General features: G+C 70.1%; 23 protein-coding genes and 1 pseudogene. 17 read left to right on the plus strand and 7 right to left on the minus strand.

Features of this window, described 5'->3' with window-relative positions; all coding sequences use genetic code 11:
• The 4 genes from VOI19_RS00865 to VOI19_RS00880 all read right to left on the minus strand — a co-directional run.
• The coding region (locus tag VOI19_RS00865; RefSeq protein WP_323791060.1) for a class I SAM-dependent methyltransferase at positions 1-891 on the minus strand (891 nt) is incomplete at its 3' end.
• Between the two features lie 10 nt (positions 892-901).
• Positions 902-1,879, minus strand: coding sequence for an ABC transporter ATP-binding protein (locus tag VOI19_RS00870; RefSeq protein WP_323791061.1), 978 nt, complete (start codon positions 1,877-1,879; stop codon positions 902-904).
• Positions 1,876-2,688, minus strand: coding sequence for an ABC transporter permease (locus VOI19_RS00875; protein WP_323791062.1), 813 nt, complete (start codon positions 2,686-2,688; stop codon positions 1,876-1,878). Before VOI19_RS00875 ends, VOI19_RS00870 begins: the two co-directional genes overlap by 4 nt.
• Positions 2,681-3,499 (minus strand): ABC transporter permease, encoded by an 819-nt coding sequence (locus tag VOI19_RS00880; RefSeq protein WP_323791063.1) that lies wholly within the window; start codon positions 3,497-3,499, stop codon positions 2,681-2,683. Before VOI19_RS00880 ends, VOI19_RS00875 begins: the two co-directional genes overlap by 8 nt.
• 195 nt (positions 3,500-3,694) lie before the next feature.
• Here VOI19_RS00880 and acnA point away from each other — a divergent pair, with 195 nt between their 5' ends.
• From acnA to VOI19_RS00950, 14 genes are all read left to right on the plus strand, one after another.
• Positions 3,695-6,379: an aconitate hydratase AcnA gene (gene acnA, locus VOI19_RS00885; protein WP_323791064.1), complete on the plus strand. Its 2,685-nt coding sequence runs from the start codon at positions 3,695-3,697 to the stop codon at positions 6,377-6,379.
• A gap of 154 nt (positions 6,380-6,533) precedes the next feature.
• On the plus strand, positions 6,534-7,907 hold the full coding sequence (locus tag VOI19_RS00890; RefSeq protein ID WP_323791065.1) for a hypothetical protein: 1,374 nt from the start codon (positions 6,534-6,536) through the stop codon (positions 7,905-7,907).
• Complete coding sequence (locus VOI19_RS00895) at positions 7,894-8,403, plus strand: SigE family RNA polymerase sigma factor (RefSeq protein WP_323791066.1); 510 nt, start codon at positions 7,894-7,896, stop codon at positions 8,401-8,403. Before VOI19_RS00890 ends, VOI19_RS00895 begins: the two co-directional genes overlap by 14 nt.
• A gap of 41 nt (positions 8,404-8,444) precedes the next feature.
• Positions 8,445-9,128: a hypothetical protein gene (locus VOI19_RS00900; RefSeq protein WP_323791067.1), complete on the plus strand. Its 684-nt coding sequence runs from the start codon at positions 8,445-8,447 to the stop codon at positions 9,126-9,128.
• 51 nt (positions 9,129-9,179) lie between these two features.
• A complete protein-coding gene (locus tag VOI19_RS00905) occupies positions 9,180-9,482 on the plus strand; it encodes a thiamine-binding protein (protein ID WP_323791068.1) in 303 nt (100 codons plus the stop codon).
• Positions 9,483-9,656: 174 nt separating this feature from the next.
• Positions 9,657-10,199 (plus strand): DUF3105 domain-containing protein, encoded by a 543-nt coding sequence (locus VOI19_RS00910; RefSeq protein WP_323791069.1) that lies wholly within the window; start codon positions 9,657-9,659, stop codon positions 10,197-10,199.
• A gap of 3 nt (positions 10,200-10,202) precedes the next feature.
• On the plus strand, positions 10,203-10,604 hold the full coding sequence (locus VOI19_RS00915) for a YjbQ family protein (protein WP_323791070.1): 402 nt from the start codon (positions 10,203-10,205) through the stop codon (positions 10,602-10,604).
• A 39-nt stretch (positions 10,605-10,643) separates the two neighbouring features.
• Entirely contained in the window at positions 10,644-11,015 is a 372-nt protein-coding gene (locus VOI19_RS00920) for a hypothetical protein (RefSeq protein WP_323791071.1), read from the plus strand.
• Positions 11,016-11,040: 25 nt separating this feature from the next.
• Complete coding sequence (locus VOI19_RS00925) at positions 11,041-11,460, plus strand: NUDIX domain-containing protein (protein WP_323791072.1); 420 nt, start codon at positions 11,041-11,043, stop codon at positions 11,458-11,460.
• On the plus strand, positions 11,460-12,401 hold the full coding sequence (locus VOI19_RS00930) for an SMP-30/gluconolactonase/LRE family protein (protein ID WP_323791073.1): 942 nt from the start codon (positions 11,460-11,462) through the stop codon (positions 12,399-12,401). Before VOI19_RS00925 ends, VOI19_RS00930 begins: the two co-directional genes overlap by 1 nt.
• Before the next feature lie 38 nt (positions 12,402-12,439).
• Positions 12,440-14,353, plus strand: coding sequence for a 1-deoxy-D-xylulose-5-phosphate synthase (gene dxs / locus VOI19_RS00935; protein WP_323791074.1), 1,914 nt, complete (start codon positions 12,440-12,442; stop codon positions 14,351-14,353).
• On the plus strand, positions 14,334-15,788 hold the full coding sequence (locus tag VOI19_RS00940; RefSeq protein WP_323791075.1) for a hypothetical protein: 1,455 nt from the start codon (positions 14,334-14,336) through the stop codon (positions 15,786-15,788). Before dxs ends, VOI19_RS00940 begins: the two co-directional genes overlap by 20 nt.
• A 9-nt stretch (positions 15,789-15,797) precedes the next feature.
• On the plus strand, positions 15,798-16,790 hold the full coding sequence (locus VOI19_RS00945) for a PAC2 family protein (RefSeq protein ID WP_323791076.1): 993 nt from the start codon (positions 15,798-15,800) through the stop codon (positions 16,788-16,790).
• A complete protein-coding gene (locus VOI19_RS00950) occupies positions 16,787-17,653 on the plus strand; it encodes an acyl-CoA thioesterase II (protein WP_323791077.1) in 867 nt (288 codons plus the stop codon). Before VOI19_RS00945 ends, VOI19_RS00950 begins: the two co-directional genes overlap by 4 nt.
• Before the next feature lie 61 nt (positions 17,654-17,714).
• On the opposite strand, the gene VOI19_RS00955 is transcribed toward VOI19_RS00950, so the two are convergent.
• Complete coding sequence (locus VOI19_RS00955) at positions 17,715-18,617, minus strand: MaoC/PaaZ C-terminal domain-containing protein (protein ID WP_323791082.1); 903 nt, start codon at positions 18,615-18,617, stop codon at positions 17,715-17,717.
• Between the two features lies 1 nt (position 18,618).
• The gene (locus VOI19_RS00960) at positions 18,619-19,962 is read right to left on the minus strand and encodes a 3-oxoacyl-ACP reductase (protein WP_323791078.1); all 1,344 of its coding nucleotides are present in this window, start codon (positions 19,960-19,962) and stop codon (positions 18,619-18,621) included.
• Positions 19,963-20,100: 138 nt separating this feature from the next.
• Here VOI19_RS00960 and VOI19_RS00965 point away from each other — a divergent pair, with 138 nt between their 5' ends.
• Together VOI19_RS00965 and VOI19_RS00970 are read left to right on the plus strand one after the other, a co-directional pair.
• Positions 20,101-21,384 (plus strand): acetyl-CoA C-acetyltransferase, encoded by a 1,284-nt coding sequence (locus tag VOI19_RS00965; protein WP_323791079.1) that lies wholly within the window; start codon positions 20,101-20,103, stop codon positions 21,382-21,384.
• Between the two features lie 176 nt (positions 21,385-21,560).
• On the plus strand, positions 21,561-22,073 hold the full coding sequence (locus VOI19_RS00970; protein ID WP_323791080.1) for a hypothetical protein: 513 nt from the start codon (positions 21,561-21,563) through the stop codon (positions 22,071-22,073).
• Here the strand turns inward: VOI19_RS00970 and VOI19_RS00975 are convergent.
• On the minus strand, positions 22,058-22,756 hold the full coding sequence (locus VOI19_RS00975; protein WP_323791081.1) for a TetR/AcrR family transcriptional regulator: 699 nt from the start codon (positions 22,754-22,756) through the stop codon (positions 22,058-22,060). The two genes, VOI19_RS00970 and VOI19_RS00975, sit on opposite strands and share 16 nt — an antisense overlap.
• Before the next feature lie 155 nt (positions 22,757-22,911).
• Here VOI19_RS00975 and VOI19_RS00980 point away from each other — a divergent pair.
• Positions 22,912-23,678 (plus strand): annotated as a pseudogene (locus VOI19_RS00980) (HNH endonuclease); the annotation flags it as partial.

The raw sequence follows: 23,678 nt of genomic DNA on the forward strand, positions 1-23,678 counted from the left end.
CGGGACGCTGCGGCCCGCGGCGCCGTAGCCGACGACGCGGCGTCCGGCGGAGCGCTCGTCCTCCAGCCACGTGCGCAGCGCGGTGCTCGCCGTGTCGGCGCCGCGCTGGAGCGTGAAGAGACCGGCCGCCTCGGTGGCGCCCGACGCCTCCTCGGCCGCCAGCAGCCGAGCAACCTCGACGTCGGGGCGGGGGTCAGCCGTCGCGACGACGGCGAGGGTGCCCGCGTCGAAGTCGAAGCGTCGCGCCCGGTGGACGCCCCAGCCGCGGGCCCGTAGCGCGTCGTCCAGGGCCGGCAGGGACCAGTAGGCGAAGTGCCCGTGTCTTAGCTCGGAGAACTGCCCGGTGGCCACGACGCTCGCCAGCGTGTGCAGCTGGAGCACGAGCGAGCCACCGGGGGCGACCTGAGCGAGCCGCTCGCTCAGGGCGGCCTCCTGATCGGGCTCGTGCAGCAGTCCGTAGATGTCCAGCACCACGTGGGCCGGCTCGGCACCGTCCGTGGCGACGGGGACGGCGCCGCGCGCAGACAGCAGTCCGTCCAGGGGATGGCCGTGCGGACTGCCGAACTCGACGACGCGGTCTCCCGAGCGCAGGAGGCCCTGCTCGACCGCGAAGTCGAGGGTGGCCTCGCCCTGGGCGAGCATGGCCTGCGACTCCACGACCACTGTCTGCTCCTCGACCGTGCCGGGGTCCTCCATGAGCTGAGCGAGGCGGCACGAGGCACACAGCCACATGCGCAGCGGGTGCTGCGGGTCGTGCTCGGGGCCGGTGTCGGCGGAGGGGAAGGTCTCGGCGGAGGGTTGGTGGCCGAGGTCGAGCACCACCGCGCCCTCGGCTGAGCCGCAGTGGCGGCAGCGCATCGCTGTGGTGGGGTCGACAGGGGAGGACGTCACCCAGCGCAGGCTAGCGGCGCGCGGCGTAGACCCGTCGTACGACGTCCTCGACGTCGGGCTCCTCCACCGCGAGGTCGAGCACCTCGACCTGTTCCGAGACCGCGCCGAGCACCTTCGCAGCCGTGGTGACGTCGGGATCGAAGGCGAGTCGGTGGCGCAGTCCGCCGCCCTCGCTGCCGAGGTGGCGGGTGTGCGGCACGTCCTGGAGGTCGACGACGGACTCGGCGAGGTCGACGACGAGCACCCGCTGGGCGCCGACCGTGCGGGAGAGCCCGGCAAGGGTGCCGTCCCACACCAGTCGGCCGCGGTCGACGAGGAGCACGCGGTCGCAGAGCCGCTCGACGTCACCCATGTCGTGCGTCGTGAGGAGCAACGTCGTGCCGTGCGTGCGCCGCTCGGCCACCAGGAACTCGCGCAGTCGCTGCTTGGAGAGCACGTCGAGCCCGATGGTCGGCTCGTCGAGGATCACCAGCCGAGGGGAGTGGAGCAGGGCTGCGGCCACCTCGGCCCGCATCCGCTGGCCGAGCGAGAGCTGGCGCACCGGGGTGGAGAGGAACTCGGCCAGCTCGAGCTGGGTGACCAGCTCGTCGGTGCGAGCTCGTTCGGCGGCGGTGGAGAGACCGTGGATCGCGGCCAGGATGCTGAACGACTCGCGCACCGGGAGGTCCCACCACAGCTGGGTGCGCTGGCCGAACACGACGCCTACCTGGCGTGCGAGGTCACGGCGGTCGGCGAGCGGACGGAGCCCACACGTGGTCACCTCGCCGCGGGTGGGCATCAGGATGCCGGTGAGCATCTTGATGGTCGTCGACTTCCCCGCGCCGTTGGCGCCGATGTAGCCCACCGCCTCGCCCGCCCGGACGCTGATCGTGAGGTCGTCGACCGCCGTAAGGGTGCGACGACGCAGGCCGTCGCGGACCTTGAAGTCACGGCCCAGGGCGCTGGTCTCGATGATCGGGGTCTCGGTGCTCGTGGTGTGGGCGTTCATCCGCCGCCTCCTTGGTAGTGCCGGACGCCGACGCGCCAGGCGAGCAGGGCCAGGGCCCAGGTGAAGACCGCCGCCAGGGGCGCGCACCAGCCCAGCCAGGACGGCATCAGGTCGGTGCCTGGCAGCCCGAGCAGGGTCACGGCCGGCAGGTAGGCGGTGAAGGCCATCGGGAAGAAGAAGCCGAACAGCACCTTGAGGGGTCGGTTCCACACGCTCGCGGGCTGACTGGCGGCGTACCGACCGCCGTACACGAAGGCGTTGGTGGCCTCGGCGCCGTCGATGAGGAAGAACTGCGCCCCCGCCGCCCACACGAACATGGCGGCGAAGGTGACGGTGCCGCTGACGACGGAGATCAGGACCAGCGCCACCGCAGCGAACGACCAGTCGATGTCGGCCAGCACCAGTCCGGTGATCAGCGCGACCAGACCGACGAGTGCGCGGGCCAGCCGGCGCAGCGAGATGTCGGAGGTGATCAGCTGGAGCAGGAGCGGCTGCGGGCGCAGGTAGAACACGTCGAGCGTGCCCGCGCGCAGGTAGGTCGGGAGGTTGTCGCAGTGGCCGAAGGCCAGGTCGGCCAGGGAGAAAGCGAGGTCGGCCAGGCCGAAGACGATGAGGATCTGCACGAAGTCGAGCCCGCCGAGGCGGTCGACGTTGAAGAACAGCACGGCGATCTCGGCCAGCTCGATGATCCCGACCAGCAGGGCGCTGAAGACGTCGACGACGAAGTTGGCCCGGTAGGAGCGCTGGGAACGGATGCGCGACGAGAGCACGGCGCGGTAGGGCCTTACGACTGCGTCGAGGTCAGCCACCCTGCACCTCCAGGGTGCGCCGACCCGCGCGGGTCATCAGGTGCCCGACGAGGGCAGCGAGGGTGAGCCACATCAGCTGGAGGCCGATGAGCCCGAGGGCGTCGAGGCCCGTGACACGTCCGGAGAGGACGTCGACGGGATACATGAGCATCGCGGGGAAGGGGGTGCACTCCGCGGCGATCCGCAGCGCGTCGGGAAAGAGGTCGATGGGCACGTAGAGACCGGCGAAGAAGCCGGACACGACCATGTAGAGGACCTGGAGCCCGCGAGTCTCGACGAGCCAGAACCCGGCGGCAGCGACGAGGTAGGCCGTGGTGGCCGAGACGACGATGCCGAGCAGCAGGCTCACCGCGCCGAGCAGGTAGCCCGAGGCCGCCGAGGGCACGTTCATCCCGACGACGAAGATCCCGATGCTCACGGTCGGCAGCCCGCGGGGGATCAGGGCGAAGATCGCCTGTCCCACCTCGGTCGCGATGCTCGCGGCCTGGATGTTCAGCGGCCGCAGGAAGTCGACCACGATCCCGCCGTCCTTGATGCGGCCCGCGATGTCGGTGCGGCCGTTGAGGTTGACCGAGCCGAGCATGGCCTGCGAGATCCAGATGTAGGCGCTGATCGCGCCGATGTCGTAGCCGTTGAGCTCACCGCCGGCAGCACGCACCGTGGCGAAGAGGATCGCGACCTTGAGGAGACCGAACGTCGTGTTGGCCACGAACCCGCCGAAGGCGGCGAGCCGGTAGGTCGACTGGCGACGGAAGCCCGCCACGACGAGCCGGCGGTAGGTGCGCCCGGTGGTGAGGAGGGAGGTGGGCACCGCGAGACCTTACGTCCTGGAGGGAAGGTGCTGAAATGTTGCTCGATGTCGTGTATCTTGACGTCAAGAGATATTGCGAAGCGCCTGGTAGGCACGGACCACGATGATTAGGCCCGCCTTACTACCGCAGTCGCCAGTGGCGGCGGCAAGATGGCCTTGAGCTTTACGCAGACCCATACGACGAGGAGACGACTGATGGCCAGTCAGGACAGCTTCGGTGCCAAGGGCACCTTGGACGTGGACGGGAAGGCCTACGAGATCTTCCGACTCGACGCCGTGAGCGGCGAGGGGCTCGACGTCGCGTCGCTGCCCTTCAGCCTGAAGGTGCTGCTGGAGAACCTCCTGCGCACCGAGGACGGCGCCGACATCACCGCCGACGACATCAAGGCGATTGCCGGCTGGGACGCGGACGCGGACCCCAGCAAGGAGATCCAGTTCACGCCGGCGCGCGTGATCATGCAGGACTTCACCGGCGTGCCGTGCGTCGTCGACCTCGCCACCATGCGTGAGGCGATGGCCGACCTCGGCGGAGACCCCGCCAAGATCAACCCGCTCGCCCCGGCCGAGATGGTCATCGACCACTCCGTCATCGCCGACGTCTTCGGCACCGCCGGCGCGTTCGAGCGCAACGTCGAGATCGAGTACGAGCGCAACCGCGAGCGCTACCAGTTCCTGCGCTGGGGCCAGGGCGCCTTCGACGACTTCAAGGTCGTCCCCCCGGGCACCGGCATCGTGCACCAGGTCAACATCGAGCACCTCGCCCGCACGATCTTCACCCGTGAGGTGGATGGCGTGCTTCAGGCCTACCCCGACACCTGCGTCGGCACCGACTCCCACACCACGATGGTCAACGGCATCGGCGTGGTCGGCTGGGGCGTCGGCGGCATCGAGGCCGAGGCCGCGATGCTCGGCCAGCCCGTCTCCATGCTCATCCCGCGCGTGGTCGGCTTCAAGCTCAACGGCGACCTGCCCGAGGGTGCCACCGCCACCGACCTGGTGCTCACGATCACCGAGATGCTGCGCAAGCACGGCGTCGTCGGCAAGTTCGTCGAGTTCTACGGCCCCGGCGTCTCCGCGCTGCCGCTGGCCAACCGCGCCACCATCGGCAACATGAGCCCCGAGTTCGGCTCCACGATCGCGGTCTTCCCGATCGACGAGCAGACCATCGACTACCTCAAGCTCACCGGCCGCTCGGCCGAGCAGCTCGCGCTCGTCGAGGCCTACGCCAAGGAGCAGGGCCTCTGGCACGACCCGTCCGCCGAGCCGCGCTACTCCGAGCAGCTCGAGCTCGACGTCTCCACCGTCGTCCCGAGCCTGGCCGGCCCCAAGCGGCCCCAGGACCGCGTCGAGGTCACCAACGCCGGCCCGGCGTTCGTCGAGGCGCTCAAGGACTACACCGACGCGCCCGAGAAGACGATCGACTTCGAGATCGACGGCCAGCCGGTGACCATCGGTCACGGTGCCGTCACCATCGCGGCGATCACCTCGTGCACCAACACGTCCAACCCGTCGGTGATGATCGGTGCCGCCCTGCTGGCCAAGAAGGCCGTCGAGAAGGGCCTCGAGCGCAAGCCGTGGGTCAAGACGACGCTCGCGCCCGGCTCCAAGGTGGTCTCCGACTACTACGAGAAGTCCGGCCTCACGCCGTACCTCGACAAGCTCGGCTTCAACCTCGTCGGCTACGGCTGCACGACCTGCATCGGTAACTCCGGTCCGCTCATCCCCGAGGTCTCCGCGGCCGTCAACGAGGGCTACCTCGCCGTCGTCTCGGTGCTCTCGGGCAACCGCAACTTCGAGGGCCGCATCAACCCCGACGTGAAGATGAACTACCTGGCCTCCCCGCCGCTGGTGGTCGCCTACGCGCTGGCCGGCTCGATGGACCTTGACCTGTTCAACGACCCGCTGGGCCAGGACACCGACGGCAACGACGTCTTCATGAAGGACATCTGGCCCTCGGCCGCCGACATCGAGGAGGTCGTCGCCTCGGCGATCACCTCCGACATGTTCGACGACGGCTACTCCGACGTCTTCGCGGGCGACGAGCAGTGGCGCTCGCTGCCCACCCCCGAGGGCAAGACCTTCGAGTGGGACTCCGAGTCGACCTACGTCCGCAAGCCCCCGTACTTCGACGGCATGCCCGCCGAGCCGGAGCCGGTCACCGACATCGAGGGCGCCCGCGTGCTCCTCAAGCTCGGCGACTCGGTCACCACCGACCACATCAGCCCGGCCGGTGCGATCAAGAAGGACAGCCCCGCGGGCAAGTACCTCGCCGAGAACGGCGTGGGCCAGCGTGACTTCAACTCCTACGGCTCGCGCCGAGGCAACCACGAGGTCATGATCCGCGGCACGTTCGCCAACATCCGGCTGCGCAACCAGCTGGCCGAGGGCACCGAGGGCGGCTGGACCCGCGACTTCACGCAGTCCGACGCCCCCGTCACCTCGATCTACGACGCCTCGGAGGCCTACGCCGCCGCGGGCACGCCGCTGGTCGTCCTGTGCGGCAAGGAGTACGGCTCCGGCTCCTCGCGTGACTGGGCTGCCAAGGGCACCGCGCTCCTGGGCGTGAAGGCTGTCATCGCCGAGAGCTATGAGCGCATCCACCGCTCCAACCTCATCGGCATGGGCGTCATCCCGCTGCAGTTCCCGGCCGGCCAGAACGCCGACTCGCTGGGCCTGACGGGCACCGAGACGTTCGCCATCTCGGGCATCACCGCCCTCAACGACGGCACCACGCCGTCGACGGTCAAGGTCGTCGCCACCGGCGACTCCGGGACCACCGAGTTCGACGCGGTCGTCCGCATCGACACCCCCGGTGAGGCCAACTACTACCGCAACGGCGGCATCATGCAGTACGTCCTGCGCAACCTGCTCAAGGCCTGATCCTCACCAGATCGGTCTGCTGAAGGCCCGCTCCGACCTCGGTCGGGGCGGGCCTTCGTCGCACTTTCGAAAAGGCGGCGTCGGGACCCCTCCAGCAGGCTTGGTAGGGGCGTGTGGAGGGGTAGAGAACCCCTGATCCAGATCGAGGACCTTCATGACGACGCTCAAGCAACGGCTCGACCAGCTCGCCGAGGACGCTCCCGACGGCTCGGCCTCGCAGACGCCCGAGGGTGACCTCTGGCGTCGCGGCAAGCGCCTGCAGCGGCGGCAAGGCGTCGTGACGGCCTCCTTCGTCGCCGCGCTCGTGATCGGCATCGGGGCGCTCTCCTCGCTGGTCATGGACGCGCGCAGCTACTCGGTGCCCGTGGCCGACAACGACACCGAGGTAGCGCTGGGGCTGCCGAGCCGGCTCTATGTGCCGAGCCCTTGGACCCCGAGCACCGACGAGACCGGACCGATCGGACCGCTGGTGGCGTTGGTCAGTGCCTACCGGCGCGCGACGACGTGGGGCGGTGAGGCGCAGGCGTTCGCCGGCGTCTCAGCCGCCGGCGGCTATGCCTTCCTGACCCTGGAGGACCTCGCTGACACCGAGCAGCCGGAGACTCCAGTGGCGCCCTCTCCTGATGGGCGGTGGCTGGCGTACTACCTCACCGGAGCAACCGCGTCGGACCCCTACGTCTCGGAAGGGGACCCGGTCGTCGGGGTGGCGCTCTACGACTCCGTCACCGGCGAGACGAAGCGAACGGTCCTCGAGACCGATCACGGACTCCACGTCGACGACCTCACGTGGGTCGGTGACACCCTCCTCGCCGAGTACGGTCAGATCACCGAGTTCAGCTCGACACCTGAGAGCTCGGGCTTGTCGGCAGACATCGTGGGCTTCCTGCGCTGGGACACATCGGACGGCGCGCTGGAGCCAGCTGTGCCGTACAAGGTCTTCCCGAACTTCTACGAGAGCTCGCCCGGCCCCGACGGCACTCTCGTCGTGAAGCGCGGACGGTGCGCGTTCGACCTCCTGTCCGCTGACGGATCGATCGAGCCCCTGAGTCGCCTCGACGTGCTGTGCGAGGGCCCCGTGCACCTCAGCCCCGATGGTCAGCGCGTGGTGACGACTGAGGACGTGGACGGCGCGGGGAGGTCAACGGGGCGTCCCGGCCCGATGGTGGTGGCCGACGTCAGCGGGCCGGATGAGGGGGTCATCCGCGTGCTCGACGAGAAGCCGGACGCCGGGGTGATCGGGTGGGCTGACGACACCCATCTGATCGTGCAGGAGTATGACGAGACTGATCAGTCCCGACGCTACGTGTCCCTGGACGTCGACACGGGGGAGCGCGTCGAGGTCATGGAACAGCCGCGTGGTTTCCTCGAGTACCCCGTCTTGATCGCCAGCGACGCTCTCACCGGTCCGGGGTTCGCAGCGCCCGAGCCCGACTTCCCCTCCAACCCCCGCTACGCCTGGGCTCTCGGCGGGGCGCTCGTCGTCCTGCTCGGTGGCAACTTCTTGTGGAGGCACCGTGTCCGGCGCTGAGGTCGAGCGGGTCGGCTTCGACGACTTCGTGCGCGCGCGCCGCGGAGCGCTGCTGCGGACGGCGTACCTGTTGACCGGCGAGCACGCCGATGCCGAGGACCTCGTGCAGTCCGCGCTGATCAAGTCGGTGCCGCACTGGCGCAAGATCTCCGACAATCCCGAGCCGTATGTGCGGCGCATCCTCGCCCGCGAGAGCGTGTCGCGCTGGCGCCGTCGACGCTGGCGTGAGGTCAGCAGCGACGTGCTGCCCGAGCCGGCTCTGCATGATCCCGATGTCGCGGCGCGTGAAGACCTGCGGCGTGCCCTGGCCGGACTCGCACCGCGCCAGCGGGCCGTGATCGTGCTGCGCTACTTCGAGGACCTGTCCGAGGCCGAGACCGCCGAGGCTCTCCACATCGGCGTCGGCACGGTGAAGTCGCAGACCCGAGATGCGCTTCGTGTGCTGCGCACCCGGATGCCCACGCTCGAGGTCGACCTCCTGCCGACCGCTCGGTGAGGCGTCTGGATCCTCGCCGCCGAAGCGACCACCATGTGCGGGTGACCCCCCGTGTGCTGGCTGCCCTCGTGACTGCGCTGATGATCCTGGCAGCGGGGTGCAGCGACGACGAGCCGGCCGCGGAGCCCGTGTCCACCGCCTCTCCGGTTCCCGAGACGCCCACACCGACGCCGGTGCCGACCGTGACGCCCACGCCCACGCCCGAGCCCGAGTCAACCGAGACTGCCGCCCCGACCTCGAGCCCGTCTCCACAGCCCACCGCGCAGCCCGCGCCCGAGCCGACGCCGGCCGCCACCCCCACGCCGTACGACGGCCCGCCGCGCACCTACGCCGAGGCCGAGGCGCTCTTCCCCGCCGGGGCACCGCGGCAGGAGCTCAGCCGCTTCGCCTCGCCCAACGGCAACCTCTACTGCGTGCTCGACTCGCCCTACCTCCCGCCGGCGTGCGAGCTGGGCAGGGGCGCGATCCCGGACGCCGGGGCGTGCCCGGACGACGGCCCGTCGCAGAACGTCGGACGTATCGAGTTCGAGGCGAGTGGGCCGCAGGCGATCTGCAACAGCGACACGATCCGCGAGCCCGACGCCCCGACCCTCGGCTTCTCCGGGATCGCGACGTGGCCCGACACCACGGTGACGTGCGTCCTCAAGAGCTTTGGCATCACGTGCATCGACCCGGCCAGCGGTCGCGGCTACTTCTTGGGCAAGGGCCGCTACCAGCTCTTCTGAAGCAGTGGTGCGCGGCAGCGCGCTGGGGAGGGCGACGGATACGGTGGTCGCATGATCGTTGCCTTCAGCATCAGCCCGTCGTCCGGAGACAACGACGGAGGAGTCGCCGAGGCAGTCGCGGCCGCCGTGCGGGTCGTCCGCGAGTCCGGGCTGCCCCACGAGACCAACTCGATGTTCACCAACATCGAAGGGGAGTGGGACGAGGTCATGGACGTCGTGAAGCGGGCGGTCGATGTCGTGGCCGAGGTGTCGCCGCGGGTCGGACTCGTCCTGAAGGCCGACATCCGGCCGGGGCGCACCGGCGAGATGACCGCCAAGCTCGAGCGCCTCGAGCGTGCGCTCGAGTCCGACTGAGCGATGAGCCTGCCGCCGCCTCCGGGCCCGCCGCTGCCCGGACCCCCGCCACCCCCTCCGGCACAGTGGCCACCGCCTCCACCGCCTCCTCCGCCTCACCCGCTGCAGCCGCCGACGCCGCCCGCGCGAGCGCGCAGGTCACGGCTCCCGCTGCTGCTCGCCGTCCTGGCAGCGGTGGTGCTCCTGGGCGCAGGGCTCGCGCTCCCGCAGGTGCTGGATCGCACCGAGCCGGCGCCGCCCGACCTCAGCGAGGTCGTCACCTTCACCTCGCTGCGCAGCGACCACGTCACCGAGACGGTCGACGACTACGAGTCGCAGCCCCCTGCTGGGGGCAAGCACTTCGCGGTGTGGCTCGACTGCGGTGTCTACGACGATCCGGTGCGTGACGAGTTCATCGTCCACGACCTCGAGCACGGCACGTTCTGGTTCGCCTACGACCCCGAGGCCCTCGATTCCGCGGAGGTCGAGTCTCTCGCCGACCAGCTCCCGCAGAACGGCGTGATGACGCCCTACCCAGGCCTGGACGCACCCGTGGTCGTGACCGTCTGGGAGGCGCAGCTCGCGCTGGCCGGGGCCGACGACCCGCGGCTGCCGCTCTTCCTCGAGGCGTACGCCGACGGCGTCACCGCGCCGGAACCGTTCGCGTCGTGCGCCGGGGGAGCCACACCCGAGGAGATCGCCGACCTGGCGCTCCCGACCGACGTCCAGGAGAGCTGACCCGTGCACTCAGAGATTCGCAGCTATCGGACCGGCGACCAGGAGGTCGTGCTCGACCTCACGGCTGACGCCGCCGATGTCGTCGCAGGCAGCGGCGATGGCCTGCTCCAGGTCTTCGTGCCCCACGCCACGGCCGGCATCGCCATCCTCGAGACCGGGGCCGGCTCCGACGACGACCTGCTCGCCGCCCTGCGCGACCTGCTGCCTGCCGACGACCGGTGGCTGCACCGCCACGGCAGCCCCGGTCACGGCCGGTCCCACGTCATGCCGGCGCTGATCCCGCCGTACGCGAGCGTGCCGGTGCTCGGCGGCCGCCTGGCGCTCGGCACCTGGCAGAGCATCTGCCTGGTCGACCTCAACGTCGACAACCCGGTGCGTGACGTGCGCTTCAGCTTCCTGGCCTAGACAGCCCGCTCGAACGGGTGTTCGACTAGGGTCGACTCCATGAGCCGCCTCGTCGCCCCGCCCGGTTGGCCCGCGGCTGTCCGCCCTCCGGATGCTCCGCGCTGGGAGGTGACGGCCGAGTCCTGGCTGCTCGACCTGTGCCCGCCGGAGTACCGCACCTACCCGACGCTGCGCCGTCACGTCGTCGTCCTGGCCCGGTTCGCCCTGCTGCACGTCGAGGCCTGCCAGGCCGCGTGTCGCCGTGGCCTGAGCGAGGCCCGCTCCGAGCTGCGCGACGTCGCGCCGTCCGACGTGATCGAGGCGGCCGTCGAGACCTGGCTGAGCGAGGACTCCCGCCTGTCCGCCGTACGGCGTGAGGTCGGGCTCGTCGAGGACGCCCTGCGCGGCACGCGCTACCGCGCGCGGCTCTAGACGGGCCGCCCGTTAGGTTGAGCGGATGCACCACTTCGCCTCCGCCACGCTGGTAGATCGGCGTGGCTGGATCCTCCTGCAGGAGCGCGACGAGCACCCCCGGATCGACCCCGAGAAGTGGGGCTTCCCCGGAGGCGGTGTCGAGGACGGCGAGACCTACGAGGTCGCCGCCTACCGAGAGCTGGCCGAGGAGACCGGGGTCGCGCTGGACGGCGGGCTCGAGCGCTTCGGACGTTTCCAGTTCTTCAGCTCCGCCTGCGGTGAGGACGACGAGTTCGAGCTCTTCGCCGCAGCCACCGACCGCACCGAGGTCGAGTGTCACGAGGGCCGGCAGATGGTCTTCGTCGATCCTGCTGTCGCAGTCGATCTGCCGCTGACCGCCTCGGCCTCCCTGGTGATGGCTGACTTCCTCTCCTCCGACCTCTATCGAAAGCTGGCCCCCTGATGAGCTCCACCTTCTCCGTGATCCCCGTCCCCGGACACGGCGCCGAGGACGTCGTCGTCGGACTGTCGGGCGCCGACGAGGGCGCGATCTTCACCGGCACCGAGGACGGCTCGATCTTCCGGATCAGCCACGACGGCGCCAAGGTCGACCGGATCGCCCAGACCCAGGGACGCCCGTTGGGCATCGAGATCGACCTCGACGGCCGGCTCCTGGTCTGCGACGCCCAGAAGGGCCTGCTGCGCATCGACACCGCGAGCGGCGCGATCGAGGCCGTCACCGACACGGTCGCCGGCACCCCGATGAAGTTCTGCAACAACGCCGCCATCGGCTCCGACGGCACGGTGTGGTTCTCCGACTCCTCGCAGAAGTTCGGCATCGCCGACTGGAAGGCCGAGATGGTGCAGCAGACCCGCACCGGCCGGTTGATGCGTCTCGACACCGACGGCACCGTCACCGTGGTCGTCGACGGCCTTGCCTTCGCCAACGGCGTGGCGCTGTCGAAGGACGAGGACTTCGTGGTCGTCGCCGAGACCGGCGCCCGCACCGTCGTACGACGCTGGCTCACCGGCAACCGCGCCGGCATGCGCGACCTGCTGTGCCAGGGTCTGCCGGGCTACCCCGACAACGTCGCCCGGGGCAGCGACGGCCTGATCTGGGTCACGCTCGCCAGCCCGGTCGACCCGGTGCTCGAGAAGCTGCAGACCAGCCCGCTCAAGGTGCGCAAGCTCGCCACCAAGCTGCCCGAGAAGCTCCAGCCCAAGCCGAAGCGCACCGTGCGTGCGCAGGCCTACGACAACGAGGGCGTCCTCGTGCACGACCTGGACATCGACGTGAGCGAGCACGGCGTCGACTTCCACATGGCCACCGGGGTGCGCGAGCACGACGGCAAGGTGTGGTTGGGCAGCCTCCACGAGCCCGCCGTGGCCGTGTGGACCCGGTGACCCCACCGGAGACATCACCTGCACGTAAACTCGTCGGCATGTCCCTCCTGACCTCGATCAGCGACCCCCGCGACCTGCGAGGTCTCTCCGACGATCAGCTGGAGACCCTGGCCGGCGAGATCCGAGACCTGCTGGTCACCACGTGCTCGCGCGCCGGCGGCCACCTCGGCCCCAACCTCGGGGTCGTCGAGCTGACGATGGCGATCCACCGCGTCTTCGAGTCGCCGCGCGACCGCGTGGTCTTCGACACCGGGCACCAGGCCTACGTCCACAAGATGCTCACCGGACGTGCCGCCGACTTCATCGCCCTGCGCACCGAGGGTGGCCTGAGCGGCTACCCGAGTCGCTCGGAGTCCGAGCACGACCTCGTCGAGAACTCCCACGCCTCCACCGCGCTCAGCTATGCCGACGGCATCGCCAAGGCCTACCGGATCCGCGGCGAGGACCGGCACACCGTGGCGGTCATCGGTGACGGCGCCCTCACCGGAGGGATGGCCTGGGAGGCGCTCAACAACATCGCCATCGCCAAGGACTCCAAGCTCGTCATCGTCGTCAACGACAACGGGCGCTCCTACACCCCGACCATCGGTGGCCTGGCCACCGCGCTCACCGCCCTGCGCACCAACCCGCGCTACGAGCAGGTCCTCGACCAGGTCAAGCGACGCCTCAACGCCGTGCCCGGCGTGGGGGCGGCGGCGTACGACGCGCTCCACGCGATGAAGAAGGGCGTGAAGGACGCCTTCGCGCCGCAGGGGCTCTTCGAGGACCTCGGCCTGAAGTACGTCGGCCCGATCGACGGCCACGACCGCGCCGCGATGGAGCAGGCGCTCACCCAGGCCAAGCGCTTCAACGGACCGGTCATCGTGCACGCGATCACCCGCAAGGGCTTCGGCTACGACGCCGCCGAGCAGCACGAGGCCGACCAGTTCCACTCCCCGCAGCCGTTCGACATCGAGACGGGCGAGGAGAAGGCGCGCGGCGCCATCTGGACCGACCACTTCGCCGACTACATGGTCGAGCTCGGCGCGCGGCGCGAGGACGTCGTCGCGATCACCGCCGCGATGATGCACCCGGTGGGCCTGCACAAGTTCGAGGCGGCCTACCCCGAGCGCACCTTCGACGTGGGCATCGCCGAGCAGCACGCCGCCACCTCGGCGGCGGGCCTCGCGATCGGGGGCCTCCACCCGGTCGTCGCCGTCTACGCCACCTTCCTCAACCGCGCCTTCGACCAGGTGCTGATGGACGTCGCCCTGCACGAGTGCGGCGTCACCTTCGTGCTCGACCGCTCCGGCGTCACGGGCGACGACGGCGCGAGCCACAACGGCATGTGGGACATGTCGATCCTCCAGGTCGTGCCCGGTCTGCGCCTCGCCGCGCCCCGCGACGCCGCGCGCATGCGCGAGCTGCTCGACGAAGCGGTCCTCGTCGACGACGCCCCCACCGTCGTGCGCTTCCCCAAGGGAGCCCCACCGGCCGACGTCGAGGCGATCGAGAAGACCGGTGGCGCCGACGTGCTCGTCCGCACCGGCGACCAGGACGTGCTCGTCGTGGCAGTCGGCTCGATGGCGTCGATGGCCATCGAGGTCGCCGACCGACTGGTCGACCAGGGGATCGGGGTCACCGTGGTCGACCCGCGCTGGGTCAAGCCGGTCGACCCCGCGATCATCGAGCTCGCCCGCCAGCACCGCCTCGTCGTCAGCGTCGAGGACAACGGTCGGGTCGGCGGCTGCGGTGCCGTGCTGCTCCAGACCCTCAACGAGGCCGGGGTCACCACTCCCGTGCGACTGCACGCCGTACCCCAGGAGTTCCTGCAGCACGCGAAGCGGCAGGCGATCCTGGAGCGCATCGGCCTGACCCCGCAGGCGCTCGCGCGCACGATCGTCGAGGACATCGCCTCCTTGGTCGAGGGACCTGCCGGGGGAGCCCTCGTCGATGCCGACCGACCGAGCTGAGCGGGCTCCGCGCTCCGGGCTGCTGGGGGCTGCGCTCGCACTGGTCCTCGTCGCGACGGCCTGCGCCGGCGTCGATCGCGGCACGACACCGTCAGACGGCACCTCCCCGGGCTCCTCGGTCGCGGGGGAGCCACGCCCGCCGCTCCCGGCCGGCACGCCCGGCACCCTCGGGAGCAGCCCCGGGGTCGTCGAGGGTCTGCCGGTTCCCCCAGACCTCGACGCAGCCTTCACCGGGCTGCTCGAGCAACGCGCTCGGGCGGTCCTCGACGGCGACCGAGCGGCGTTCGTCGACACCCTCGACGGCCGCAACGCGACCTTCCTGATCGAGCAGAACGGCTACTTCGACAACCTGGTGCAGCTGCCGCTGGGGGAGTTCTCCTACGAGATCGACCCCACCAGCCTGGTCCGCTCGGGGCGCAGCTATTCGGTGGTCGTCCAGATCACCACCCGGCTCGACGGCTTCGACGCCTCCGCCGCGCGCACGCTCGACCGCTTCCGCTTCGACCGGGTCGGGGGTCCCCGTGCCCGGCGCTACGTCCTCGCCTCGGTGACCGATCGTGCCTGGGAGCAGACCTACGACATCGGCGCACAGCCCTGGGAGACCCGACCGATCCAGGTACGGCGTGGGGCTGGCGTGCTGGGCATCTTCGACGACGCCTCGGTGGTCGACGCCCCCGCGCTGATGCGGGCGATGGAGCGGTCGATCGCCGACGTGGCCGCCCGGGTGCCCTACCCGTGGGACCGCACGGTCGTGGTCTACGCGCTCTCCGACACCGAGTTCATCCGCTCGATCGACGACCTCCCCGGCAGCTCGCCGGACGACCTCGACGGCATCGCCTTCACGGTGCCGGCAGGACCCGGTGACCCCACGACCGTCGCCACCCGGATCGTCCTCAACCCGCGCCTGCTCGAGCGCGGAGGCGTCTCTCGTGAGCGGCTGCTGCGCCACGAGCTCACCCACGTGGCGCTGGGCGATCGCGACGACAACGCGCCGGTCTGGCTCAGCGAGGGGATCGCGGAGTGGGTCTCGGTGCAGGTGCTGCCCGAGGAGGACCGCCGGATCGGCGTCGACGCCCTGGCCGCAGCGCGTCGAGGCGTCGAGACGATGCCTGACGACGAGTCGTTCAACGGCGCTGACGCCACCGTGAACTACGCGATCTCGTGGTGGGTCTGCGAGTACCTCGAGAAGGCCTACGGTCCGAGTGCGCCCTGGAACGTCCTCGACGCGTTCGCGGCGCCCGGGATGCCGGAGAGCCCGACCATCCAGGCGCTCCTGCAGATCAGCCTCGCCAAGCTCGCCAAGCGCGGCACGGCGCTGCTGGTCGAGACCTACGCGCCCACCCCCAGCCCGACGCCCAGCCCGAGACCCAGCCCGAGGCCCAGCGCGAGGTCTGGCGACACACCCAGCGCCACGCCGACCGACGACACGCAATAGCCTGCACTGGTGACCTCAGAGCGACTCGTGCACATCGTCGACGACGTGCCGGAACTGGACGACGTCACCTCGCTGACCCTGGTCGTCTCCCTCGACGGCTTTCTCGACGCCGGGAGCTCGGCGGTCATCGCCGCCCGCCACCTGGTGGACGTCGGGAGCGAGGGTGGCGGGTCGGTCGTCGCGACCTTCGACGTCGACCAGTTCCACGACTACCGCGCCCGGCGGCCGGCCGTCACGTTCGCCCGCGACCACTACGAGGCCTTCGACGCACCGCGGCTCGTCGTACGACTCCTGCGCGACGCGGGTGGGACGCCGTTCCTGCTGCTCGCCGGGCCGGAGCCCGACAACCGCTGGGAGGCCTTCTGCCGCGCGGTCGGGGAGGTGGTCGACCGCTTCGGCGTCACCCTGGTCGTGCAGATGGGCTCAGTGCCGATGGCAGTGCCGCACACGCGTCCGATCGCGATCACCCACCACGCCAACCGTCCCGAGCTGGTCACCGGCGCCACCTCCTGGGCCGGTGAGCTGCGGGTACCGAGCAGTGCGCAGGCGCTGCTCGAGCTGCGCCTGGGGGAGTGGGGCCACGCCTCGCAGGGCTTCGTCGCCCACATCCCGCACTACCTGGCCCAGCTCGACTACCCCCGCGCCTCGGCGATCCTCCTCGAGCACGTCGAGCTCGCCGGTCGTCTGACCCTCGACCTCTCCGACCTCAAGGTCGCAGCCGACGAGCGTGAGGAGGAGATCTCCCGCTACCTCTCGGCCAACGAGGAGGTCGGCGAGGTGGTGGCCTCCCTCGAGCGCCAGTACGACGCGTTCGCCGAGTCGGAGGAGTCCGGCAGCAACCTGCTGGCCGACGACCAGCCGTTGCCGACCGGCGACGAGATCGGTCAGCAGTTCGAGCAGTTCCTCGCCGGCCTCGAGCCGGTTGAGGACCCTGAGCCCGACGACGACACAGACGGCGACACCGATGACCCCGACGACACCGCTCAGGGAGACCCCTCATGACGACCGAGTCCGCCCCCGACGCAGCCCGTGAGCTGCTCGACCTGCTCGACCTCGAGGATCTCGACGTCGACCTCTTCCGCGGTCGCCAGCCCGACTCCACCCGGCAGCGCGTGTACGGCGGCCAGGTCGCGGCGCAGGCGCTGATCGCCGCCGCCCGCACCGTGCCGGACGGCTTCGACGTCCACTCCCTGCACTCCTACTTCCTGCTGCCCGGCGACTACTCGGTGCCGATCATCTACGACGTCGAGCGCATCCGCGACGGTCGCTCGTTCGCGACTCGACGCGTGATGGCGCGCCAGCACGGCCGCCCGATCTACTACCAGACCCTGAACTTCCAGCGCGAGGAGTCGGGCTTCGAGCACCAGGACGTCATGCCCGAGGTGCCCGGGCCCGAGGAAGGGATCGACCTGGTCGAGCTGATGCGCAAGGGTGGCAACGACGACGCCGACGCGCTCGGCAAGGAGTGGGCCGCCCTCGACGTGCGGTGGCTCGGCAACTCGCGCCACGGACTCGACCCCGACCCGGTGCACCCCTCGAAGGCGCGGATGTGGATCCGGATCGCCGGCGAGGTCGGCGACAACCCGCTCGACCACCTCGCCGCCTTCACCTACGCCAGCGACGTGTCACTGCTGGGTGCCTCCCTGGCCGCCCACGACGTGAACCCGTCGAAGACGCAGATGGCCTCCCTCGACCACACGATCTGGTTCCACCGCCCGTTCCGGGTCGACGACTGGTGGCTCTACGACCAGTGGTCGCCCTCGGCCGGTGGAGCGCGCGGGCTGTCGTTCGGTCACGTCTACACCCCCGACGGCACGCTGGTGGCCTCGGTGGCGCAAGAGGGCCTGATCAGGCCCCGCGACTGACATGGCAACGCCCCCGACGTGACCGTGGTGGCGTCGGGGGCGTTGACGTCCTGCTCGGGTCCTAGAGCGGGGTAGCGAGCCCCGCCAGGTGCGGCTTGCCGCTGCGGGGGTTGCTGAGTGAGAAGGCGTAGCCGTTCTCCACCGCAGCCGAGCCGAAGGCCACGGAGCCCGGCAGGAAGACCGGCGTCTTGAACGCGACGTCCACGCGCACGGCGTCCGGCAGCCGGTTCTCCAGCGCCGCCACGCAGCGCGCCTTGGTCCACATGCCGTGGGCGATCTGCTGCTTGAACCCGAGGGCCTTGGCGGTGATCGGGTACAGGTGGATCGGGTTGTGGTCGCCCGACACTGCGGCGTACTTGCGACCGAGGTCGGCCGGGAGCTTCCAGGTGAGGCCCTTGGCCGGCGCCGCGGGGAACGTCATGCCGTACGACGCATCGCTGTCGGACCCTGAGCCCGACGAAGGGCCCCGACGCAGGTAGGCCGAGGTCTCCTCCCACACGACGACACCGCTCTCGTCGGTGATCTCGGCCGTGAACTCGTAGACGGTGCCCTTGGGGTGGGCGACCTTCGGCCCGACCGCGGCGGAGACGTCGAGCACCTCGCCGATGGCGATCGGCCGGTGCTGGGTGATGGAGTTCTCCAGGTGCACGGTGCCGATGGCGGGCGCCGGGAACGCCGGGTCGCTCATCATCGCCATCTGGAGGCCGAAGACGAGCATGTGCGGGTAGGTCAGGGGAGCGACGTCCTTGATCGGGAAGCCGCAGACCCGTGCATAGGCGTCGACGTCGGTGCGCTCCACCGTGACCGGCGGACGGGTCAGGGCCAGGCCCTGGAAGTCCTTCGGCGCGGTCTTGCGCACGCCGGGCAGCTGGTTGACGACGGGGACGGACGGCAGGGCCGCCTTGAGCAGCACGCCGAGACCGCCGGCGGGCTCGATCTGTCGGGCCTCGGGGGAGTCCGTCATCTCAGGCACCCAGCATCATCTGGCCGCAGACCCGCACGACGTTGCCGTTGACGAGGCTGGAAGCGGGGTTGGCGTACCAGGCGATCGTCTCGGCGACATCGACGGGCAGACCGCCCTGCGACATGGCGTTGAGGCGCTGGCCGACCTCGCGGGTGGCGAACGGCACGGCGGCGGTCATCGCGGTGATGATGAAGCCGGGGGCCACGGCGTTGATCGTGATGCCCTTGCCCGCCGAGGCGAGGTCGTCGGCGAGGGAGTCGACGAAGCCGATGACGCCGGCCTTGGAGGCGGCGTAGTTGGTCTGGCCGACGTTGCCGGCGATGCCGGCGATGCTCGCGACGCCGATGATCGAGCCGTTGTCGTTGACGACGCCCCGGTCGAGCAGCTCGCGGGTGATGAGCTCGGGGGCGGTCAGGTTGACGGCCATCACGGAGTCCCAGCGGGCGTCATCCATGTTGGCGAGCTTCTTGTCGCGGGTGATGCCGGCGTTGTGGACGACCACGTCGACGCCGCCGTGCTTCTCCTTGAGGTGGTGCGCGATGCGCTGCGGAGCGTCCTTGCCCGTGATGTCGAGCGTCAGCCAGTCGCCGTCCAGCTCCTTCATCAGCGACTGGAGCTCGCTGGCGGCCTGCGGGACGTCGACGCCGACGATGGTGGCGCCGTCGCGGGCCAGGACCCGGGCGACCTCCTCGCCGATGCCGCGGCTCGCGCCGGTGACGAGGGCGATCTTGCCCTCGAGCGGGCGGAAGACGTCGGCGACGGGGACGTCGGCCTTGGTCGACTGGGCGCCGATGCGCACGACCTGGCCCGACACGTAGGCCGACTTGGGGGAGAGCAGGAAGCCGAGCGTGCTGGTCACACCGGCCTCGGCGCCCTCGGCGACGTAGGCGAGCTGCACGGTGCTGCCGCGACCGATCTCCTTGCCGAGGCTGCGGGTGAAGCCCTCGAGCGCGCGCTGGGCGACCTTCTCGCTGCCGGAGACGAGCTCGGGCGGGGTGCCGAGCACGACCACGCGGGCGCACGGCGCGAGCGAGCGCATCACGGGGGTGAAGAACTCACGCAGCGCGGCGAGCTCGGCGGACGACGTCAGGCCGGTGGCGTCGAAGACGAGGCCCTTGACCTTGCCCTCCTCGGGCTTGACGGTGGCCGAGGTGATGCCGAGGGTGTCGAGCAGGCCGGGCAGCGACTCCACGAGCCGGCCGGTACCGCCCACCAGGACGGTGCCGTCGACGAGCGGGGCACCCTCGGTGTAGCGCTCCAGCTTCATCGGGCTGGGCAGGCCGAGGTTCTTGACGAGGAACTTGCCGATCGGCGAGCGGGAGAAATCCTGGTACTTGTCGCTCATGTGGATGCTGCCTCCGTGGCGGTGGTGGTGACTGTGGTGTGCAGGAACATGTAACTAGTTGTGTAACTCAGAGTCCACTTATCGTGACGTGACCGACATGCTCTTGGTCAGAGCGCGGTTACCCGTCAGTATGGTCGCATGACCGAGAGCCTTCGTCGGGTCGCCATCATCGGCGGCAACCGCATCCCCTTCGCCCGTTCCAACTCCGTCTACGCAAACGCGTCCAACCAGGAAATGCTCACCGCAGCCATCGACGGCCTCGTGACCCGTTTCGGGATCGAGGGTGAGCGCCTCGGCGAGGTGGTCGCCGGTGCGGTGCTCAAGCACTCGCGCGACTTCAACCTCACCCGCGAGTCGGTCCTCGGCTCCAAGCTGTCGCCGGAGACCCCCGCCACCGACATCCAGCAGGCCTGCGGCACCGGCCTCCAGGCCGCGATGCTCGTGGCCAACAAGATCGCCCTCGGCCAGATCGAGGTCGGCATCGCCGGCGGCGCCGACACCACCTCTGACGCCCCGGTCGCCATCAGCGACAAGCTGCGCAAGAAGCTGATGAAGGTCAACGCCGCTCGCGACACCAAGGGCAAGCTCACCGCGCTCGGCCAGATTCGTCCCGGTGACATCGGCCTCGAGATCCCGAAGAACGGTGAGCCCCGCACGCGTCTGTCGATGGGCGAGCACGCCGCCCTCACCGCGCTGGAGTGGCAGGTGACGCGCGAGGAGCAGGACGAGCTCGCCGCCTCCTCGCACCACAAGCTCGCCGCGGCCTACGAGTCCGGCTTCCTCGACGACCAGATCACGCCGTTCCGTGGCGTCGAGCGCGACACCAACCTGCGCGCCGACTCCTCGGTGGAGAAGCTCGCCACGCTCAAGCCGGTCTTCGGCAAGGGCGAGGCCGCCACGATGACGGCCGCCAACTCCACCCCGCTCACCGACGGTGCCTCCGTGGTACTGCTCGCCTCCGACGAGTGGGCCGAGGCGCACGACCTGCCGGTGCTCGCCTACCTCACCTTCTACGAGACGGCCGCGGTCGACTACGTCCACGGCGGCGAGGGCCTGCTCATGGCTCCGGCCTACGCGATGCCGCGCATGCTCGAGCGTGCCGGGATGAAGCTGCAGGACTTCGACTACTACGAGATCCACGAAGCCTTCGCCTCGCAGGTGCTCTCGACCCTCAAGGCGTGGGAGGACCCGGTCTTCTGCAAGGAGCGCCTCGGCCTCGACGCCCCGCTGGGCTCGATCGACCGCGACAAGCTCAACGTCAACGGCTCCTCGCTCGCCGCGGGTCACCCGTTCGCCGCGACCGGCGGTCGCATCATCAACGTGCTCGCCAAGCTCCTCGACCAGAAGGGCTCCGGCAAGGGCGTCATCTCGATCTGCGCCGCCGGCGGCCAGGGCGTCACCGCCATCCTCGAGAAGCCCTGATCCAGCCTCTCAGCACGGCTGAGCAGCCGGCGCCGACCGACGCAACCGCGTGGGCCGGCGCCGGCTGTTCTGTGTCATGCGGCGGGGCCGGCATGGGGGCGGCAACTTCGCGGGCGGCGCGCGCGTCTCAGGGTCGTCGGTGCCGTTCGGGCGCCCACGAAGGAAGAAGGTCCGCCATGCACGCCTCGGCGTCAGTCCTCACCTCCGCGCTCCTGGTCCTGGTCGTCGGTGGATGCACGTCCGATCCGGTGGCCCGTGAGTCGGCTGCCGTCATCCAGACCGAGCAACCCAGCGCAGAACAGGCTCGTCGTACGACGATGCCGGCGCCGCTGCGTGACCCCGTCTTCCCGGACGCCGTGAGCGAGCCGCAGCACGGTGCGACGTACGTCGCCGTGGTGCTCGCTGCCGGCAGCACCGATGAGATCGAGACAACCGATGAGATCGAGACAACCGATGAGATCGAGACAGCGGTGGCGTCGGTGAAGGAGTACGGCTACGACGCCGGCGTCGGCAGCGTCGGCTGCCTGCAGGGAGCCGACGAGGTCCTCGACCTCGACTCCGAGGTGCTCGTCGCCTCGTTGTTGTTCGCGGACCATCGGGCTGCACGCAGCTTCGCCGACGCCTACGTCGAGGCCGAGGACGGCCTGATGGTGGGCAGGGTGGCGGTGAAGACCTATTGCCTCGACTGAGCCGAGGCGCCGGCCATGGCCAGAGCCGAGGCGACGAGGTGCGTGCTGACTTGCTCGGCGGTGATCTCACCGACGGTGGGAATGCCCGGCGCGGCTTCCTTCACCAGGATGCCGACGCGCGCGAGCTGCAGTGACCCGAGTCCGCTGGCGTAGAGCAGGTTGGCCAGGAGGGTCGGGTCGTCGGTGGTGGTGAAGTCACCTGACTCGATCCCGGCCTCGAGTGCGGCCGAGAGCATGGCGAGCGAGGTGGAGATGCCGCGGCCGAGGCGGAAGAGCGCGCTCTCGGAGATCTCCTCCAGCAGCTCGGGGCCCGAGCGCCGCATCAGCGACTGCGCGCAGTCCACGAACGCGGGGTGGTCGACCCCGTAGGACACAAACGCCGCCACGATCGCAGCAAGCCGCTCCGGTGGCGCGTCGGTGTCGTCCGAGGCTGCGGCGAGCACCTCGCGCAGCTCGTCGAGGTAGGAGACGAGAGTGAGCGCGAAGAGCTCTTCCTTGCCGGTGAAGTGGCGGTAGACGATCGCCCGGTTGATGCCCACCGAGGAGGCGATGTCCTCGATCTGCGCGTCCCGCACTCCGCGAGCGTCGAAGAGCGCGCGTGTGGCGGCGATGATCTCGGCCTCGCGGACGCGACGACGGGTGGCGGCGGCACGACGTCGGCCGTCGGTCTCAGTGGTGCTCATGGGGTGAGTGTACGGGTTGTGTAACTCGGAGTTGCACAACTGTGACGTGATCACCTCAGCGCCTGATCCGTCCGTGTAGAGATTGCTTCTCGCCGTGCTGTGGAGAACCCGGTTTTCGGGGTCGGAGTGTCGGTGGTGGGTGCTTGAGTGGACTCATGGCGGACACCACTACTCATGCTGGATCGGGTCACCCGATCGGTGTGGCGGTGCTGTCGTCGAGGGCTGCGTTCGATGCGATCGTGGAGGCGCAGACCTGGTCGCTCGGTGGCGAGGAGACCCGGGACCTGCTGGTGCAGGTGACGGCGTTGGCAGCGCAGGTAGCCGAGCTCCAGGCCCGGCTTCTGGCGCACGGCGAGTCGACCGGCGCCACATCGACCGACGTGCAGGCCACCAGCACGGCGGCGTGGTTGGCGGGCACCACACGGACGGTGAAGCGTGATGCGTTCGCGGCTACCAAGCTCGCGGGCAAGCTCGCCGCGTGGGAGGCGACCAGGTTTTCGGTGGCCCGCGGTGAGGTCCTGCCCGACCAGGCCGGGGTGATCGTCGACGCCGTCGAGGCGCTGCCCGAACAGACCTGGGTGCGTCAGCAGTGCGAGAAGCACCTGCTCGCCCTGGCCGCCGAGCACGACGCGAAGGACCTGAAGATCCTCGGACGCCGCGTGCTCGCGGTCATCGACCCCGAAGCAGCCGAGGCCCACGAGGCCAAGCTGCTCGAGGAAGAGGAGAAGCGGGCCGCTACGAAGACCCGGTTCGCGATGGGCACCAACGGCGACGGCACCCATACCGGCCGGTTCACGATCCCCGACCTGTACGCCGACATGCTCAAGAAGGCCCTTCACGGCTTTGCCGCACCGAAGCACGTGCGCTCCCCAGGTGGCGTCTACGACCACCACCGCCCTTCGCCTGAGCGGGCAGGTGAGGC

This window comes from Nocardioides sp., from assembly GCF_034670285.1.
Taxonomy (GTDB): Bacteria; Actinomycetota; Actinomycetes; order Propionibacteriales; family Nocardioidaceae; genus Nocardioides.

What these genes read in the sequence shown, in the direction of transcription:
- VOI19_RS00905 (WP_323791068.1), top strand. Translation starts at nt 9,180, where the DNA reads ATGATCGTTGCCTTCAGCATCAGCCCGTCGTCCGGAGACAACGACGGA.
- VOI19_RS00960 (WP_323791078.1), bottom strand. Translation starts at nt 19,962, where the DNA reads ATGAGCGACAAGTACCAGGATTTCTCCCGCTCGCCGATCGGCAAGTTC.
- dxs (WP_323791074.1), top strand. Translation starts at nt 12,440, where the DNA reads ATGTCCCTCCTGACCTCGATCAGCGACCCCCGCGACCTGCGAGGTCTC.
- VOI19_RS00950 (WP_323791077.1), top strand. Translation starts at nt 16,787, where the DNA reads ATGACGACCGAGTCCGCCCCCGACGCAGCCCGTGAGCTGCTCGACCTG.
- VOI19_RS00975 (WP_323791081.1), bottom strand. Translation starts at nt 22,756, where the DNA reads ATGAGCACCACTGAGACCGACGGCCGACGTCGTGCCGCCGCCACCCGT.
- VOI19_RS00925 (WP_323791072.1), top strand. Translation starts at nt 11,041, where the DNA reads ATGCACCACTTCGCCTCCGCCACGCTGGTAGATCGGCGTGGCTGGATC.
- acnA (WP_323791064.1), top strand. Translation starts at nt 3,695, where the DNA reads ATGGCCAGTCAGGACAGCTTCGGTGCCAAGGGCACCTTGGACGTGGAC.
- VOI19_RS00870 (WP_323791061.1), bottom strand. Translation starts at nt 1,879, where the DNA reads ATGAACGCCCACACCACGAGCACCGAGACCCCGATCATCGAGACCAGC.
- VOI19_RS00940 (WP_323791075.1), top strand. Translation starts at nt 14,334, where the DNA reads ATGCCGACCGACCGAGCTGAGCGGGCTCCGCGCTCCGGGCTGCTGGGG.
- VOI19_RS00955 (WP_323791082.1), bottom strand. Translation starts at nt 18,617, where the DNA reads ATGACGGACTCCCCCGAGGCCCGACAGATCGAGCCCGCCGGCGGTCTC.
- VOI19_RS00970 (WP_323791080.1), top strand. Translation starts at nt 21,561, where the DNA reads ATGCACGCCTCGGCGTCAGTCCTCACCTCCGCGCTCCTGGTCCTGGTC.
- VOI19_RS00965 (WP_323791079.1), top strand. Translation starts at nt 20,101, where the DNA reads ATGACCGAGAGCCTTCGTCGGGTCGCCATCATCGGCGGCAACCGCATC.
- VOI19_RS00920 (WP_323791071.1), top strand. Translation starts at nt 10,644, where the DNA reads ATGAGCCGCCTCGTCGCCCCGCCCGGTTGGCCCGCGGCTGTCCGCCCT.
- VOI19_RS00890 (WP_323791065.1), top strand. Translation starts at nt 6,534, where the DNA reads ATGACGACGCTCAAGCAACGGCTCGACCAGCTCGCCGAGGACGCTCCC.
- VOI19_RS00930 (WP_323791073.1), top strand. Translation starts at nt 11,460, where the DNA reads ATGAGCTCCACCTTCTCCGTGATCCCCGTCCCCGGACACGGCGCCGAG.